We start from the raw sequence: 14,406 nt of genomic DNA, 5'->3' as shown, positions 1-14,406 counted from the left end.
CGGTGAGCAACGATTCCACGGAAGCTCAATCCGACCGATGAGGCGTCCCGGCATTACAATCACGATTGCAATCGGCTTGCTGACATTGCCGATCGGGCTTGCGGCGGTGGCATCGGGCCTCGGCGTGCTGCGCCTGCCCTACCCGTTATTCGTCGTGCTTCAACGCCTCCCGATAATCTTTTCGCTGCACATGATCGCATCGGGCGCGGCGCTCATGATCGTTACCCTCGTGATCCTGCTGCGGCGATATCCGGCGTGGCACCGTCCGCTCGGCCGTATCGCGGCAGGGTGCGTGCTGATCGGCGGCTTTACATCCCTTCCCGTCGCGATGGCGAGCGAGGCGAACGCGATGGCGCGCGCCGGTTTTATCGCCCAGGGGACGGTCTGGATTGCGCTGACGGTTGCCGGTCTTCTCGCGCTCAGGGCCAGGGATTTCCGGCGCCATGCGCGCTGCATGTTGGCCATGGCGGCCGTGACGTCGGGCGCAATCTGGCTGCGGCTGGCGACCACGGCAGCGGTGCAACTGATGTGGCCTTTCGCACCGGCTTACGCCTCTGCGGCCTGGCTATGCTGGCTCGTGCCGCTCTTGATTGCGATCGGCTCAACGCGTGGACTGGCGGCCGGCCCCGGCGCGTCCCCCGATCTGGCGCGTCTTGCAAATGCCGTGAACAAAGCCTGAAATACTTCGTCAACCCAGCTCGATCGTATCGTCTACCTCGTGGACGAGTCCGACGCTGTCGATGGTCAGCACCATCTTCGCCTTCAGCTTCTCATGCCCCTTGATCTTGCCGCCCGCGATCGCATCGCGCACGGCCTTCTCGATCTCGCGTTGCGAGGTGACGCCGACTTGCTTGAGGAATTTACGCAAGGACGTGTTGAACTGGTCCTCGTTCATGACGGCCTCCGTTGACCGGGCCGGCTTACGGCCGCTCCGGATGGTTGAGCATGTACTCGCCGAGATCGCGCTGGCGGCGATCGGCGCGGGCAGTCGCGGCGCTGCGCTGGACATCGCGGTCCTTGCGGCAAGCGACGTATTCGGGCGAGCCCTGCGCATAGCCGCGGCTCTGGCAGGCGGCGTCGTCATCGTCGTTGCCCATCGCCACCGGCGCCTGGTTGCGCGCAGCGCAGGCGGACAGGGCCAGCGCAAGCAGAGCAGCAGTGAAAAAGCGCAACGCAGTCGTGATGGGCATAAGGGGTCCTCGATTTGCCGGCACTCTGTAGCGCGGAATGAGGAAAATGTAAGTCCCGCAACGTGCTTTCGTCATGCCCCGCGAAGGCGGGGGCATCCAGTATTCCAGAGGCCCCGAGAGACGCGGAGAGGGCGCGGCGTACAGGATTCCCCGCTTTCGCGGGGAATGACAGCGGAGGCCGAAGCGATGGCGTCCCGTCACGCTCGCAGGATGCGTTTCGCCTCACACTCTTCCCTTCAAGGCATCCCCGATTTCATCCAGCACCTTGGGATCCTCGATGGTGGCCGGCATGGTCCATGACTCGCCGTCGGCAATCTTCTTGATGGTGCCGCGCAGGATTTTTCCGGAGCGCGTCTTGGGCAGGCGGCCGACGGTGATGGCGAGCTTGAAGGCCGCGACCGGGCCGAGCTTATCGCGCACCAGCGCGATGATCTCCTTCTCGATCTCGGCTGGCGCGCGCTTGACGCCGGCCTTAAGCACCAGGAAGCCGCAGGGCACCTCGCCCTTGATTGCGTCCTTGATGCCGAGCACGGCGCATTCGGCGACATCAGGATGCGAGGCGAGGATCTCCTCCATGCCACCGGTCGACAGACGATGGCCGGCGACGTTGATGATGTCGTCGGTGCGGCCCATGACCCAGACATAACCGTCCTCGTCCTTGTAGCCGGCGTCGGAGGTTTTGTAGTAGCCGGGAAATTCGGTGAGGTAGGCCTCCTTGAAGCGCGCATCCTGATTCCACAGCGTCGGCAGGCAGCCCGGCGGCATCGGCAGCTTGATGACGATCGAGCCCATGGTGTTGGCGGCAACGGGCTTGGCCGCCTCGTCCACCACGTCGACCTGATAGCCCGGCATCGGCACGGTCGGCGAGCCGTGCTTCACCGGCAGCTGACCGAGGCCCACCGGATTGCCGGCGATGCACCAGCCGGTCTCGGTCTGCCACCAGTGGTCGATGACAGGCACCTTCAACTGCGCTTCCGCCCATTCCACCGTCGGCGGATCGGCGCGCTCGCCGGCGAGGAACAGGGTGCGGAATTTCGACAGGTCGTATTGCCGGATGAATTTTCCGTCCGGATCCTCTTTGCGGATCGCGCGGAAGGCGGTCGGCGCGGTGAACAGCGCCACCGCCTCGTGCTCTGATATCACGCGCCAGAACGCGCCCGCGTCAGGCGTGCCGACCGGCTTGCCTTCATACATGACCGTGGTCGCGCCATGAATCAGCGGGCCGTAGACGATGTAGCTGTGGCCGACCACCCAGCCGATGTCGGAGCCGCACCACCAGACCTCGCCCGGCTTGACGCCGTAGAGGTTGAACATCGACCATTTGATTGCGACGAGGTGCCCGCCGTTGTCGCGCACCACGCCCTTGGGGATGCCGGTCGTGCCCGACGTGTAGAGGATGTAGAGCGGATCGGTGGCCGCGACCGGCACGCAAGGCGCGCGCTTGCCGTCGTTCAGCGCCTTGCGGCGCAGGCTCGCCCAGTCATAGTCGCGGCTCGGTGTCAGCTCGCATACATGCTGCGGACGTTGCAGGATGATGCAGGCTTTTGGCTTCGCCGTCGCCAGCTTGATCGCCTCATCGAGCAGCGGCTTGTACTGCACGATGCGGCCCGGCTCGATGCCGCAGCTTGCGGAGAGGATCAGCTTTGGCTCTGCGTCGTCGATGCGGGTGGCGAGCTCCTTGGCGGCAAAGCCGCCGAACACCACCGAGTGCACCGCGCCGATGCGCGCGCAGGCGAGCATGGCGACCACGGCCTCCGGCACCATCGGCATGTAGAGGAGTACGCGGTCGCCTTTGGCGACGCCGAAATCCTGCATGATCGCGCCGAGTGCCTGCGCCTCTTTCAGGAGCTCGGCATAGGTAAATCTCGTGACGCTGCCCGTAAGCGGGGAATCGTGGATCAGCGCGAGCTGGTCGGCCCGGCCGCGTTCGACGTGGCGATCGAGCGCGTTGTAGCAGGTGTTGACGACGGCGCCTGCGAACCAGCGGCCATAGGTGCCCTGGGCGGGGTCGAAAACCTTCTTCGCAGGCTCGATCCAGTCGATCTCCTGCGCGGCCTCGGCCCAGAAGCTCCCGGGGTCGGCCAGCGAGCGCGCATGGACCTCGTGATATCGGCTCTTTCCTTCGAGGCTTCCCTGGACGTTCATACCCGGCTCCCGTTTCCTCTTATTCGCTGGCTTTGACCTGACGGCGAAAACGCTGTTCCGCCATGATCAGGGTCAATTGCCCGCGCTGTTTGGGGGTATTTTCCCGGGAACGGGCTGCGGTTCAAGCTGAAAAGGATGGGCTTTCGGCGGACATTCCGCCTTGGGCGCGCCCCGGCGGTGCTGCACTCCCTCTCCCCGTTCTTACGGGAAGAGGGTTGGGGCGAGGGACTGCGTCCGCAAAAACAGAGATAGCTGAACTCGCGGAGGTTCCCCCTCACCCGGATTGCATCTGCGATGCGATCCGGCCTCTTCCCGCAGGCGGGGAGAGGTGGAAAGGGGCCTCAGCTCTCCATCCCGCTCAGCCGCTGCAAACGCTCCTGCATGGCCTTCTTCAGGTCGTAGCCCGGCCGCCCGAAGCCAGTGTTGCGGGCACTCAGGAAATCGCGCTGGGTGCGGCGGAGGTCGGAGGCGGTGCGGCCGTTAGATGACTTCAGCACGCACGCATAGGTGTCGGCGATCTGGCGGTCGAGTGAACCTCCTCCGAACTGATGGACACCTGTAGTAGGCTCGAAGAGCCAGGAGGTGTCGGATGGAAGGACGTCAACGTCGGTCGTTTACGGACGACTACAAGCGGCAAGCGATTGATCTGGTCGCATCGAGTGGCCGCTCGATCGGATCGGTGGCCAAGGAACTTGGCCTGCGCGATTCCGTGTTGCGGCGGTGGGTAGAGCAACGTGGGGCCAGGCGGGAGCCGACGGCGGCGTCGCGGCGCCCCACGACGCAGGCGGCGCTGCCGTCGGCGGACCACGCGGCGGAGATCGCCCGTTTGCAGCGAGAGAACGAGCGGCTGCGCATGGAGCGCGACATTTTAAAAAAATCGATCGCGATCTTTGCTGGAGTTCAGAAATGAGATTCCGCTTCATTGAAGATCGCCGTGCCGACTATCCGGTGATGATCATGTGCGACGTGCTCGGCGTCTCGCCTGCTGGCTATTATGCCTGGCGGGCGCGCCCGGAGAGCGCGCGAGCCGCCGCCAATCGTGAGCTCGTCGGCGATATCAAGCGGGTTCACCGCGACACCAATGGCCGCTATGGCAGCCCGCGCATCCATGCCGAGTTGAGGGCTCAGGGCCGCGGGGCGAGCCGCGGTCGCATCGAGCGATTGATGCGCCGCCACGGTATCAGGGCCATCATGGCGCGGCCACGACGGGTGCGCACCACCGACAGCCGTCACGACTTCCCGATCGCCGCGAATCTGCTCGAGCGCAACTTCATCGCCGCAGCGCCGAACCGGATCTGGCTCGCCGACATCACGTACGTCGAGACTGATCAGGGCTGGCTTTATCTGGCCACGGTCATGGACCTCTACAGCCGCAAGATCGTCGGCTGGGCGATGGCGGATCATTTGCGCGCCGAACTGCCATTGGCGGCCTTAGCGATGGCCATTGCGACACAGCGGCCTGGCGCCGGCCTGATCCACCATTCAGATCGCGGCGTTCAATACGCCTCCGCGGAGTATCGCAAGATGATGCAGTCCGCCGGCTTCCGAGCCTCGATGAGCCGCAGGGCCGATTGCTATGACAACGCTCCGATGGAGAGTTTCTTCCACACGCTCAAAACCGAACTCGTCCATCACCAGCATTATGCAACACGTGAGGAAGCCACACGTGATATCTTTGCTTACATCGAGGGCTTCTACAATCGAACACGTCGCCACTCGGCCATCGGATATCTCAGCCCGATCGAGATGGAGCTAAAAGCAGCTTAACCCTGTCCATTTTTTCGGGGGAAGATCAGAGTACGCCGAGCTGCGGATCGGCGCAGATCACCTTCTCGACCTCGCGCTTTGCGGTGGCGCAATCGAACGACGGGCCGCTATCGTCGGCGGACCGCGCATGCAGTGGGCGCGACGGTTGAGCACCGAACTTGGCGATCTCGGCAATCATGGTGCGGCGGCCATCGGCCGCATTCTCGTTGCCGGGATCGAGCCGCAGCGCCGTCTCGTAATCGGCCAGCGCCTTCTTCCGCTCGCCCATCTTGCCGTAGAGCACGGCGCGGTTGTTGTAGGTGAGGGCAAAGCTCGGATCGAGCTTGAGCGCGGCATCATAGTCGCCGAGCGCAGCACCGAGCTCGCCCTTGAACTGATAGGAGTCGCCGCGATTGGTGAAGAAGTTCGGCCGATGCTCCAGCTTGAGCGCCTGGTCGTAGTCGGCGATCGCCTTGTCGTACTCGCCCTTCTCCGCGTAGGACAGGCCACGATTATCGTAGAATTCCGCCTCCGTGGGATCGAGCCGGATCGCCTCGCTGTCGTCGGCAATGGCCTTGTCGAGCTGGCCGAGCTTCTTGTAGGCGGCGCCGCGGTTGGTGTAGCTGCGCGCGTGGTTCGGATCGAGCCGCAGCGCCTCGCTGAGATCCCGGATCGCCTTCTCATGGTCGCCGCGGAGATACCAGGTCGCGCCGCGGTCGGACCAGGCTTGCGCATAGTCCGGCTTCAGCTTGATCGCCTGGTCATAGTCCGCAAGCGCCCGGTCGAGCCGGCGCTGGTTGGTGTAGACGATGCCGCGCAGCTCGTAGGCTTCCGCATCCTGCGGATCGAGCTCGATTGCCTTGCCGAGGTCGGCCGCGGCGCGGCCGAGATCGCCGCCGGCCTCGCGCAGGAGATCGCCGCGCAGGCGAAAGGCGCGCGCGTTCCTGCCATCGAGCGCGATCGCGCGATCGAGATCCTTCAGGGCGTCCGCCGAGCCGCCGGAGGTTTTCGCGTTGGCATCGGCGCGCACCACCAGCGCCGCGGCGCGGTCGGTCGCCGCATTCGCGGTCTGGTCGATGATCGTGGTGCAGGCCGCAATGAGCCGCGGAATGGATTCCTTGCTGCCGAGCACGCAATCGACGGGCGTTCCGCCGGCCGCGGCGGGGCCTGCAGCAAGAGTGAGGCCGACCGCAAGGCTGGCGCCAAGCAGCGAGGTTCTGGCAAGGAACGAAAGTTGCGGGCAATGATGCGGACCGCACATGGCGATGGCTCCGAGACGACGGCTTTCTCCGTTGTCGCAGTCGCGCGGAGACAGGTTCAAGACGGCGCCACACGCTCGGTGCACCTCTCCCGCTTGCGGGGGAGGTCGGCGCGAAGCGCCGGGTGGGGGCTCTCTCCCCTCAGGGAATCTCTCTCTGTGGAGACACCCTCACCCCAACCATCTCCCGCATGCGGGAGAGGGAGCGCACCTCCCGCGCCGAAGCAGTTCAGTACCCATCCACGCCGTTCAGCCGCTGCAAGCGGTCCTTCATCGCCTTCTTCAAATCATACCCGGGCCGGCCAAATTCGGCGTTGCGGCCGGCGATGAAATCGTCCTGCTCGCGCTGGAGGGTCTTGGCTTCCGCGGGACTACCGGCCTCGCGCGTGACGCGCGCGCTGGCGGCAAAGATCTCGCGGTCGAGATCGGCAAGCTCGGGACTGCCGCAGATCGCCTTCTCCACGGCGCGGCGGGCGCGTGCGCAGTTGAAGCTCGGCTTGCCGGCGACCGCCATCTGCGCGCCCAGACGCTCGAGCTCCTGCGCCATCGCCTTGTGGTTGGCCCTGGCCTTCTCGTGATTGGGATTGATCCGCAAGGCCGCGCCAAAATCCTGCACCGCCTTGGGCCGGTCGCCCTTCTTCAGCCAGAGCTCGCCGCGCGCGTTGAAGATGTCGGCGAGCGAAGGATCGAGCAATAGCGCGCGGCTGAAATCGGCGATGGCACGATCGATCTGGTCGTGCCGCGCAAGCAGCGCGCCGCGCGAGACCAGCGCCTTGACGAGATCGGGCTTGGCGGTCTTCTCGTTGTCGATCACGTCACCGCAGGCGGACGTTGCCTTCTCGACGTCATCCGCCGCCGTCGCGGCGAGGCACGGCGCGATGTCGATCTGCGCGACTGCGGCCGGCTCGCCGCCGGTCGCGGCCCGGCCTTGATGGGCCGACAGCACGCACAGGATCATGGCGGTGCAGAGGCTCGGAATCAGAATGGATCGGCGCATCATCGTTGCAGTCGGAAATTCTCGCGTCGTGGAGGCGCTCTCCACTATACAGCCGGATTGATGCTAGCATCGTACCGCTGACGTTTTGGGGATATCTCGTGTCGACCTTCGAATGGATCATCGCACTTCTGCTCGGCGCCGTTGCCTTATCGGCGCTGGCGCGGCGGATCAAGGTCCCCTACCCGACCTTTCTCGCCATCGGCGGCGCGCTGCTCGCTTTCGTGCCCGCGAGCCCCTCCTGGACGCTCCAGCCCGATCTCGCCTTGGCGCTTTTTGTAGCACCGGTGCTACTGGATGCCGCCTATGACACCTCGTTGCGCGATCTCCGCAACAACTGGGTTCCGGTCTCGACGCTTGTGGTCGCCGCGGTCGGCTTGACCACGGCCGGTGTCGCACTGGTGACGCATCGGTTGGTCCCCGATATGCCCTGGGCCGCCGCGGTCGCGCTCGGCGCGATCGTCGCGCCGCCGGATGCGGCTGCCGCGGTCGCCATCCTGCGTCAGGTCCGCCTGCCTTATCGCATGGTCAAGGTCCTCGAAGGCGAGAGTCTGCTGAATGATGCGAGCGCGCTGCTGATCTATCGCATCGCGGTCGGTGCGGTCGTGATGGAGCACCTGAAGTGGAGCGAGATCGCGCCGACAATCGCGCTCGCGCTAGGCGGCAGCGTCGTCGCCGGCTATCTGGCCGCGCGGATCATGCCGCTGTTCATCACGCGGATCACGGAAGCGCCGAGCGCGATCATCGTGCAGTTCGCTACGACCTTCATGATCTGGATCGGCGCCGAGCATCTCGGCCTCTCCGGTATCCTGACCATCGTCGTCTACGCCATGGCCGTCGCGCGCATGGCGCCGGCGCGCATGCCGGCGCGGTTGCGGGTGCCGTCCTACGCGGTGTGGGAGACGACCGTGTTCGTGCTCAACGTGCTCGCCTTCATACTGATCGGATTGCAGGTGCAGCCGATCTGGTCGCGCCTCGCAGAGGATGTGCGCTGGGAGTATTGCGTGGCGGCAGCGTGGATCCTGCTCACGGTGATCCTGGTGCGGCTCGCCTGGGTGATGACCTACCGCACGATCCTGCGCATCCTCGTCGCGTACGGCATCTATTGCCCGACGGACCCGAATGCAGTGACCTCGCCCAAGGGCGGCATCATCGTATCCTGGTGCGGCATGCGAGGGCTGGTGACGCTCGCCACCGCCTTTGCGCTGCCGGAGAATTTCCCCTATCGCGACTTCATCCTGTTCATAGCCTTCGCCGTCGTGCTGGGATCACTGGTGATCCAGGGCCTGACGCTACGGCCGCTGATCCTGGCATTCGACCTCAAGGACGATGATCCCGTCGCGGGCGAGGTCGCTCGCGGACGCGCGCTCGCCTATCAGGCCGCGCTCGACGAGATCGATGCGGATCCGTCGGAAGAGGCCGAGATCCTGCGGCTGGAATACCGGGCGCTGCTGATGCAGGCCGAGAACGATCCCAATGGCGGCGTCGCCAGCGGCGAGCTGCCCGCCGATCCCCTGCGCCGCCGCGCCATCGACGCCGCCCGCAAGACCATCTTCGACCTGCGTGCCACAGAGGTGATCGGCGACGACGCGTTTCACAAGCTCGAGGAAGAGCTGGATCGTGCAGAGCTGAGCGCGGGGGGATGATGCTCCCGCCACAAACTCAGTCGTCGTCCCGGACAAGCGAAGCGCAGATCCGGGACGACAGAGGAGGGTGTGGCTGGCGATCACGCCCCTGACTTACACGTGATGCCGCCATCGACGATGAGCTCGATGCCGGTCACGTATTTCGACTCGTCGGATGCCAAAAACAGCGCGGCGTTAGCGACGTCCCAGGCGTCGCCCATGTAGCCCATCGGCACCTGGGCGTCGCGGGCGCGCCACATCGCCTCCACGTCGCCCTTGGCGTAGCTGGCAGCGAGACCTGCGGAATGCTCGACCATCGGCGTCTTCATCAGGCCGGGCAGGATCGCGTTGACGCGGACATGGTGGCGCGCGAACTCGACCGCCGTGGTGCGCGTCATCATGTTCATCGCAGCCTTCGAGGTGCCGTAGCTGACGTAGGAGAGGCCCATGTGGCGGATCGAGGCGATCGAGGAGATGTTGATGATCGAGCCGCCGCCCTGCTTTGTCATCACGGGGATCACTTGCTTCATGGCGAGGTAGGCGCTCTTGAGGTTGACGGTGAAGACGCGATCCCAGCTCTCCTCGGTCACCTCGACCACGCTGCCCATCTCGGCGATGCCGACATTGTTGTCGAGCACGTCGATGCGGCCATAGGCTTTCAGGCACGCTGCGACCATGACCTCAATGTCGCTCGCGCGCGACACGTCGGCGGTGAAAGCGGCCGCCTTGCCGCCCTCGCTTGTGATGATCTTCGCGGTCTCCTCGGCCGCAGTGCCGCTGCGGTCGACGCAAAACACCGACGCGCCCTCACGCGCAAAGGTCACCGCTGTCGCCTTGCCGTTGCCCCAGCCCGGTCCGATCGAGCCGGCGCCGACTACCATCGCGACCTTGCCCTTGAGCCGATCCATCGTGTTTCTCCCTTACTTCTGTTGTTCTTCGCAGACGCTCATGCGGGTGACATCAGTACCGACGGCGTGGCCGATGATCTCCGACAACGTCCGGCATTTTCCTTCGCTGCACAACCGCCACTCCCCGGCGACGCCGGAATTGCCGAGCATCACCTCACGCATGGGTGGGCGCGCGGGTCGCCACTGGAACCAGCCGTCAGTGAGGCGCGCCTCGGGCGGCGGCTCCATGCCGGCGCCGGAGCCTTTGACTCGCGCCTGCACGAGCTCGAGGCCCTCCGGCGTGACGCGCCAGTCTTCCTGCCAGTCGATCTTCTCGATCGAATGCGTCCAGACAAGCGTGAAGGCTGCGAGCGCCAGCGCCTTCACGCTTCCGGCCGAGGCGAGGCAGAGGCTCACACCGCCTCGACCGTTGCCGGCGGGCGCTGCCGCCATTGCCAGAGCACGATCGCGGCCATCAGCACGAAGCCGATGGTGTCACTGAGCGGGAAGTCGCCAAGCAGGCAGAGAGCGGCGCCGAGCGCGAGCGCGCGTTCGAGCAAGCTGAGCCGCGTGAACAGGAAGCCGATCGCGACCATGCCGAACAGGCCGATCGCCGCCAGCGCCTTGAAGGTCGCGAGCGCCACCGCGCCATAGAAGCCGAGCTTTGCGGCCATCGGATCGCCCGCCTGCAGCATCAACGCCGGCGAATAGACGAAGATGAAGGGGATGACGTAACCGGCGAGCGCGATGCGCATCGCCTCCCAGCCGATCTTGTCCGGATTCTCCTTGGCGATCGGCGCGGCGGCGAGTGCGGCGAGCGCGACCGGCGGCGAGAGGTCGGCCATGATGCCGTAGTAGAACGCGAACATGTGGCTCGCGATCAGGGGCACCCCTAACTTTGCCAGCGCGGGTGCGGCGAGCGCGGCGGTGATGATGTAGGTCGGGATCGTGGGAATGCCGGTGCCGAGCAGGATCGATAGCAGCATGGTCATGATCAGCGCCAGGAATAGGCTCTTCTCGCCGAGCCCGATCACCCAGCCGCCGAAGATTGTGCCGACGCCGGTCTGCGACATCATGCCGATGATGACGCCGACGATGGCGCAGGCCATGCCGACCGTGATGGCGGATTTCGCGCTTTCGGCCAGCGCATCGCGGCAGGCGCGCAAAGCGGCAAGCCCGCCGCGGACGAAAGCGGCGATCACGATCAACCCGGCGACGACACATGACACTGGCACGATCTGAAGGCCGTCACGCGACAGTGCGGCGACGACGAGCGCAAGCCCGATCCAGAAGATGTAGCGGATCACCATGGCCGATGCCCCCGCCGTGATGCTGGCCCCCAGGATCAGCGTCACCGTCAGCGCAAGGCCCATGCTGCCGGCATAGAGCGGCGTAAAGCCTTCGAACAGCATGTAGACGAGCGCCGCGAGCGGCAGCACGAGATACCAGCGCGTCACCAGCGCTTTCCAGGCGCTCGGGATTTCCCCGCGTTTCATGCCGGTGAGCCCGTGCTTGCCGGCTTCCAGATGCACCATCCAGAACGCGGAAGCGAAATAGAGCACCGCAGGAATCGCGGCCGCCTTCACGATTTCCGAGTACTGGACCCCTAGCGTCTCCGCCATGATGAAGGCCACCGCGCCCATCACCGGCGGCATGATCTGCCCGCCCATCGAAGCGGTGGCCTCGACGCCGGCGGCAAAGGCGCGGCGGTAGCCGAACTTGATCATCAGGGGAATCGTGAACTGGCCGACTGTCACGACATTGGCAACGCCCGAGCCCGAGATCGTGCCCATCATGCCCGAGGCGAACACCGCGACCTTGGCAGGGCCGCCACGGGTGCGACCGAACAGGCCGAGCGAGACGTCGGTGAAGAGCTGAATCATGCCGGCGCGCTCCAGGAACGAGCCGAACAGGATGAACAGGAAAATGTAGGTCGCCGAGACGTAGATCGGCACGCCGTAGAAACCTTCGGTGCCGAAGGACAGATGCGTGACGATCTGGTCGAAGTCATAACCGCGATGGTTGAGCGGCGACGGCAGGTACTGGCCGAAGAACCAGTAGACGAGGCACGCGCCGCACATCAAAGGCAGCGCCGCGCCCATCAGGCGCCGCGTGCCCTCGAAGATCAGCACCGCGAGCAGCGTACCGACGGCGAGATCGACCTGCGTCGGATCGCCGTCGCGCGCGATCAGATCGGCGTAGAAGATCCATTGATAGAGGCCGCACAAAAATCCGGCGCCGCCGATCAGCCATCCGATCGCGCGGCCGGCATCGCTTCGGGCCGTGAAGTTGCCGATCAGGCCGAAGGTGAGCAGCACGAGGAAGCCGACATGGACGCCGCGCACCACCTGGCTTGGCAGATAGTTGAAGGCGGCGACGTAGAGCTGGAAGGCCGCAAACGCGATGCCGATCCAGTAGGCGAGATGACCCCACCAGCCCGGTCCGAATCCTTCCGGAAAGCCATGCTCGAAATTGTCGAATTCGACCTTGATGGGCGCCTGTGCGCCCTCCGCCTGCAACATGCCCGTTTCCCCGCACCCCGATGGGGGCGTTCTTACAGCATTTGCGCTGCGTCCTGAATACGTCATGCGCTTTGCTCCGTCATTCCGGGGCGATGCGACGGGACCGCGCGAAGCGCGGCCCGGAGCATCGAGCCCGGAATCTCGAGATTCTCAGGTGCGCAACTGCGCACCATAGCTCGGCTCTTCGAGCCGCCCCGGAATGACTACGGAGAAAGTCGCGCTACTTGATCAGTCCCTTTTCCCTGTAATAGCGGATCGCGCCGGGGTGCAGTGGGACCGGGCTGCCGGTCGCCGCCGTCTCGAGCTTGATCTCCTTGCCGGCGACATGCGCGTTCGCAAGCTCGGGCAGCGACTCGTAGATCAGCTTGGTCATCTGATAGGCGAGATCATCCGAGACCGCCGCGCTCGTCACGAGATAGTTCACGACCGCCGCCGTGGGCACGTCCTTGTCCTGACCGGTATAGGTGTTGGCGGGGATCACGGCCGAGATGAAGGGCGGGCCGATCTTGTCGACGGTCTCCTTCGGCACGGCGACGACCGTGATCGGGCTCGAGGTCGAGAGGTCCTTCAGCGAGGCAACGCCGAGGCCCGCCGATTGCAGCGTCGCGTTGAGCTGGCGGTTCTTCATGAGGTCGACGGATTCGGCGAACGGCAGATATTCCACCTTGCCGAGATCCTTGTAGCTCATACCGGCGGCGGCCAGGATCGCGCGCGAGTTGAGCTCGGTGCCGGATTTCGGCGCCCCGACCGAAAGGCTCTTCCCCTTGAGGTCGGCGAGGGTCTTGATGCCGCTCTCGGCGGTCGCGACGATCTGGATGTAGTTCGGATAGATCGCGCCGATGGTGCGGAGCTTGTCGAGCTTGTTCTTGAAGCCCGCCTCCTCCTCGCCATCCCAGGCAGCCTTCAGGGAGTCGCCGAGCGTGAACGCCAGTTCACCGCGGCCCTGCTGCAGGAGGATGAGATTCTCAACCGACGCCTTGGTGGCCTGCACCTGCGTCTTCACGTTCGGAATCTTGTCGCTGTAGATTTTCCCGATCGCGACGCCGAGCGGATAGTAGACGCCGGAGGTGCCGCCCGTCAGCACGTTGATGAACGATTGTGCCTGCGCACAAGAGGCTGACAAAGGCACCGACGCCGCCAGAGCAAGAGCCGAGGCTGCGCCGATCAACTTCAATTTCATGATTTTCATCTCCCCAAACCGGCGGCGAAATTGGCCGGATGGGGGGTGCGGGTCAACCCATCCAAAAGGCAAAACAGGGCTGCACGAAACAGCCGTTATGCCTGATTTTCAGGGAGCTCGGCGGGTGCGGCGACGTGGCGCACTTCAGCCTCGAGTCGGATCGACTGAGCCGCGGTCTCGGTCACCTCTCCCGCTTGCGGGAGAGCATAGGCCGCCTTCGGCGGCCGTCCTCTTAGAGACGCCGAGGCAAAGCGCGTCGGCTATGCCGAAGGCGCGGGTGAGGGCTCTGTCCGCTCGGGGTTCTCAATTGCGGAGACACCCTCTCCTCAGCCCTCCCCCGGGAGCGCCCCCTCACTGGAACGTCATGTCCAGGCATTTGGAAATGTCGGAGCCGAGGCCGGAGGAAATGATGATGCAGCCGCGCACCTTCTGCGTGGTCACGTCTGCGGCCCACACCGAATAGCCGCCGGGGCCGAAGAACGAATTGGTATTCGGCGGCTCGGTCTCGGTCGCATCGAAATCGTAGTGGCCGTCGGTCTCGAAGATGCGCGGCTTCTTGGTGCAGCCGCCGTCGGTCTGCACGTTGATGACTTCCTTGTTGTCGCGGGTCAGCGCCAGCGAGACCTGGCAACGGAAATATTCCGAGGTCTTGGTGTTGAAGAGATAGGTGTAGGACTTGCAGGTCGCGGTGTTCAGCTTGCCAGGGGCAAGGCCGCGGCTGCAGGAAATCCGCTGATTGTGGCTGAGCTGGTAGTCATCGGCATGGGCGACGGGCGCGAGCGTCACCAGCAAGGCGGCGGACAAGCAAATTTTTATGACATGGTTCATTGGAATCATCCCTACCCAATCTCTTTGTCGA

14 protein-coding genes are annotated in these 14,406 nt (G+C 64.8%); 3 read left to right on the top strand and 11 right to left on the bottom strand.

The window, feature by feature from the left end; all coding sequences use genetic code 11:
• Nucleotides 1-37: 37 nt before the first annotated feature.
• Complete coding sequence (locus NLN62_RS22275; RefSeq protein WP_254110203.1) at nucleotides 38-679, top strand: DUF2306 domain-containing protein; 642 nt, start codon at nucleotides 38-40, stop codon at nucleotides 677-679.
• Nucleotides 680-688: 9 nt separating this feature from the next.
• Here the strand turns inward: NLN62_RS22275 and NLN62_RS22270 are convergent, their stop codons facing one another.
• From NLN62_RS22270 to NLN62_RS22255, 4 genes are all read right to left on the bottom strand, one after another.
• A complete protein-coding gene (locus tag NLN62_RS22270; protein WP_027520660.1) occupies nucleotides 689-895 on the bottom strand; it encodes a DUF6494 family protein in 207 nt (68 codons plus the stop codon).
• A 25-nt stretch (nucleotides 896-920) separates the two neighbouring features.
• Nucleotides 921-1,190, bottom strand: coding sequence for a hypothetical protein (locus tag NLN62_RS22265; RefSeq protein WP_051389564.1), 270 nt, complete (start codon nucleotides 1,188-1,190; stop codon nucleotides 921-923).
• Between the two features lie 222 nt (nucleotides 1,191-1,412).
• The gene (locus tag NLN62_RS22260) at nucleotides 1,413-3,335 is read right to left on the bottom strand and encodes a propionyl-CoA synthetase (protein WP_027520662.1); all 1,923 of its coding nucleotides are present in this window, start codon (nucleotides 3,333-3,335) and stop codon (nucleotides 1,413-1,415) included.
• A 341-nt stretch (nucleotides 3,336-3,676) separates the two neighbouring features.
• Nucleotides 3,677-3,832: a hypothetical protein gene (locus tag NLN62_RS22255; protein WP_371933009.1), complete on the bottom strand. Its 156-nt coding sequence runs from the start codon at nucleotides 3,830-3,832 to the stop codon at nucleotides 3,677-3,679.
• Nucleotides 3,833-3,924: 92 nt separating this feature from the next.
• On the opposite strand from NLN62_RS22255, the gene NLN62_RS22250 reads away from it, so the two are divergent.
• A protein-coding gene (locus tag NLN62_RS22250) for an IS3 family transposase (RefSeq protein ID WP_254107522.1) occupies nucleotides 3,925-5,102 on the top strand; the annotation gives its coding sequence in 2 pieces (ribosomal slippage) (nucleotides 3,925-4,222 and nucleotides 4,222-5,102; 1,179 coding nt in all).
• A 25-nt stretch (nucleotides 5,103-5,127) separates the two neighbouring features.
• Here NLN62_RS22250 and NLN62_RS22245 read toward each other — a convergent pair.
• Both NLN62_RS22245 and NLN62_RS22240 read right to left on the bottom strand, forming a co-directional pair.
• Complete coding sequence (locus NLN62_RS22245; protein ID WP_254110202.1) at nucleotides 5,128-6,342, bottom strand: tetratricopeptide repeat protein; 1,215 nt, start codon at nucleotides 6,340-6,342, stop codon at nucleotides 5,128-5,130.
• A gap of 226 nt (nucleotides 6,343-6,568) precedes the next feature.
• Complete coding sequence (locus NLN62_RS22240) at nucleotides 6,569-7,297, bottom strand: tetratricopeptide repeat protein (RefSeq protein ID WP_254113625.1); 729 nt, start codon at nucleotides 7,295-7,297, stop codon at nucleotides 6,569-6,571.
• A 137-nt stretch (nucleotides 7,298-7,434) separates the two neighbouring features.
• Here NLN62_RS22240 and NLN62_RS22235 point away from each other — a divergent pair, with 137 nt between their 5' ends.
• Entirely contained in the window at nucleotides 7,435-8,979 is a 1,545-nt protein-coding gene (locus tag NLN62_RS22235) for a sodium:proton antiporter (RefSeq protein WP_254110201.1), read from the top strand.
• A gap of 80 nt (nucleotides 8,980-9,059) precedes the next feature.
• Here the strand turns inward: NLN62_RS22235 and NLN62_RS22230 are convergent, their stop codons facing one another.
• From NLN62_RS22230 to NLN62_RS22210, 5 genes are all read right to left on the bottom strand, one after another.
• The gene (locus tag NLN62_RS22230; protein WP_254110200.1) at nucleotides 9,060-9,866 is read right to left on the bottom strand and encodes an SDR family NAD(P)-dependent oxidoreductase; all 807 of its coding nucleotides are present in this window, start codon (nucleotides 9,864-9,866) and stop codon (nucleotides 9,060-9,062) included.
• A gap of 12 nt (nucleotides 9,867-9,878) precedes the next feature.
• Nucleotides 9,879-10,298 carry a DUF1850 domain-containing protein gene (locus NLN62_RS22225; RefSeq protein ID WP_254110199.1) on the bottom strand — a complete coding sequence of 140 codons (420 nt, stop codon included), beginning with the start codon at nucleotides 10,296-10,298 and terminating at the stop codon, nucleotides 9,879-9,881.
• A complete protein-coding gene (locus NLN62_RS22220; RefSeq protein WP_254110198.1) occupies nucleotides 10,259-12,367 on the bottom strand; it encodes a TRAP transporter permease in 2,109 nt (702 codons plus the stop codon). Before NLN62_RS22220 ends, NLN62_RS22225 begins: the two co-directional genes overlap by 40 nt.
• Before the next feature lie 220 nt (nucleotides 12,368-12,587).
• The gene (locus tag NLN62_RS22215) at nucleotides 12,588-13,547 is read right to left on the bottom strand and encodes a TAXI family TRAP transporter solute-binding subunit (RefSeq protein WP_027520669.1); all 960 of its coding nucleotides are present in this window, start codon (nucleotides 13,545-13,547) and stop codon (nucleotides 12,588-12,590) included.
• A gap of 351 nt (nucleotides 13,548-13,898) precedes the next feature.
• A complete protein-coding gene (locus NLN62_RS22210; RefSeq protein WP_027520671.1) occupies nucleotides 13,899-14,375 on the bottom strand; it encodes a hypothetical protein in 477 nt (158 codons plus the stop codon).
• Nucleotides 14,376-14,406: the final 31 nt, after the last annotated feature.

This window comes from Bradyrhizobium sp. CCGUVB23, assembly GCF_024199885.1.
Lineage (GTDB): Bacteria > Pseudomonadota > Alphaproteobacteria > Rhizobiales > Xanthobacteraceae > Bradyrhizobium.
The sequence above is the reverse complement of the archived record's forward strand: the minus strand, read 5'-3'. Positions and strand labels throughout refer to the sequence as shown.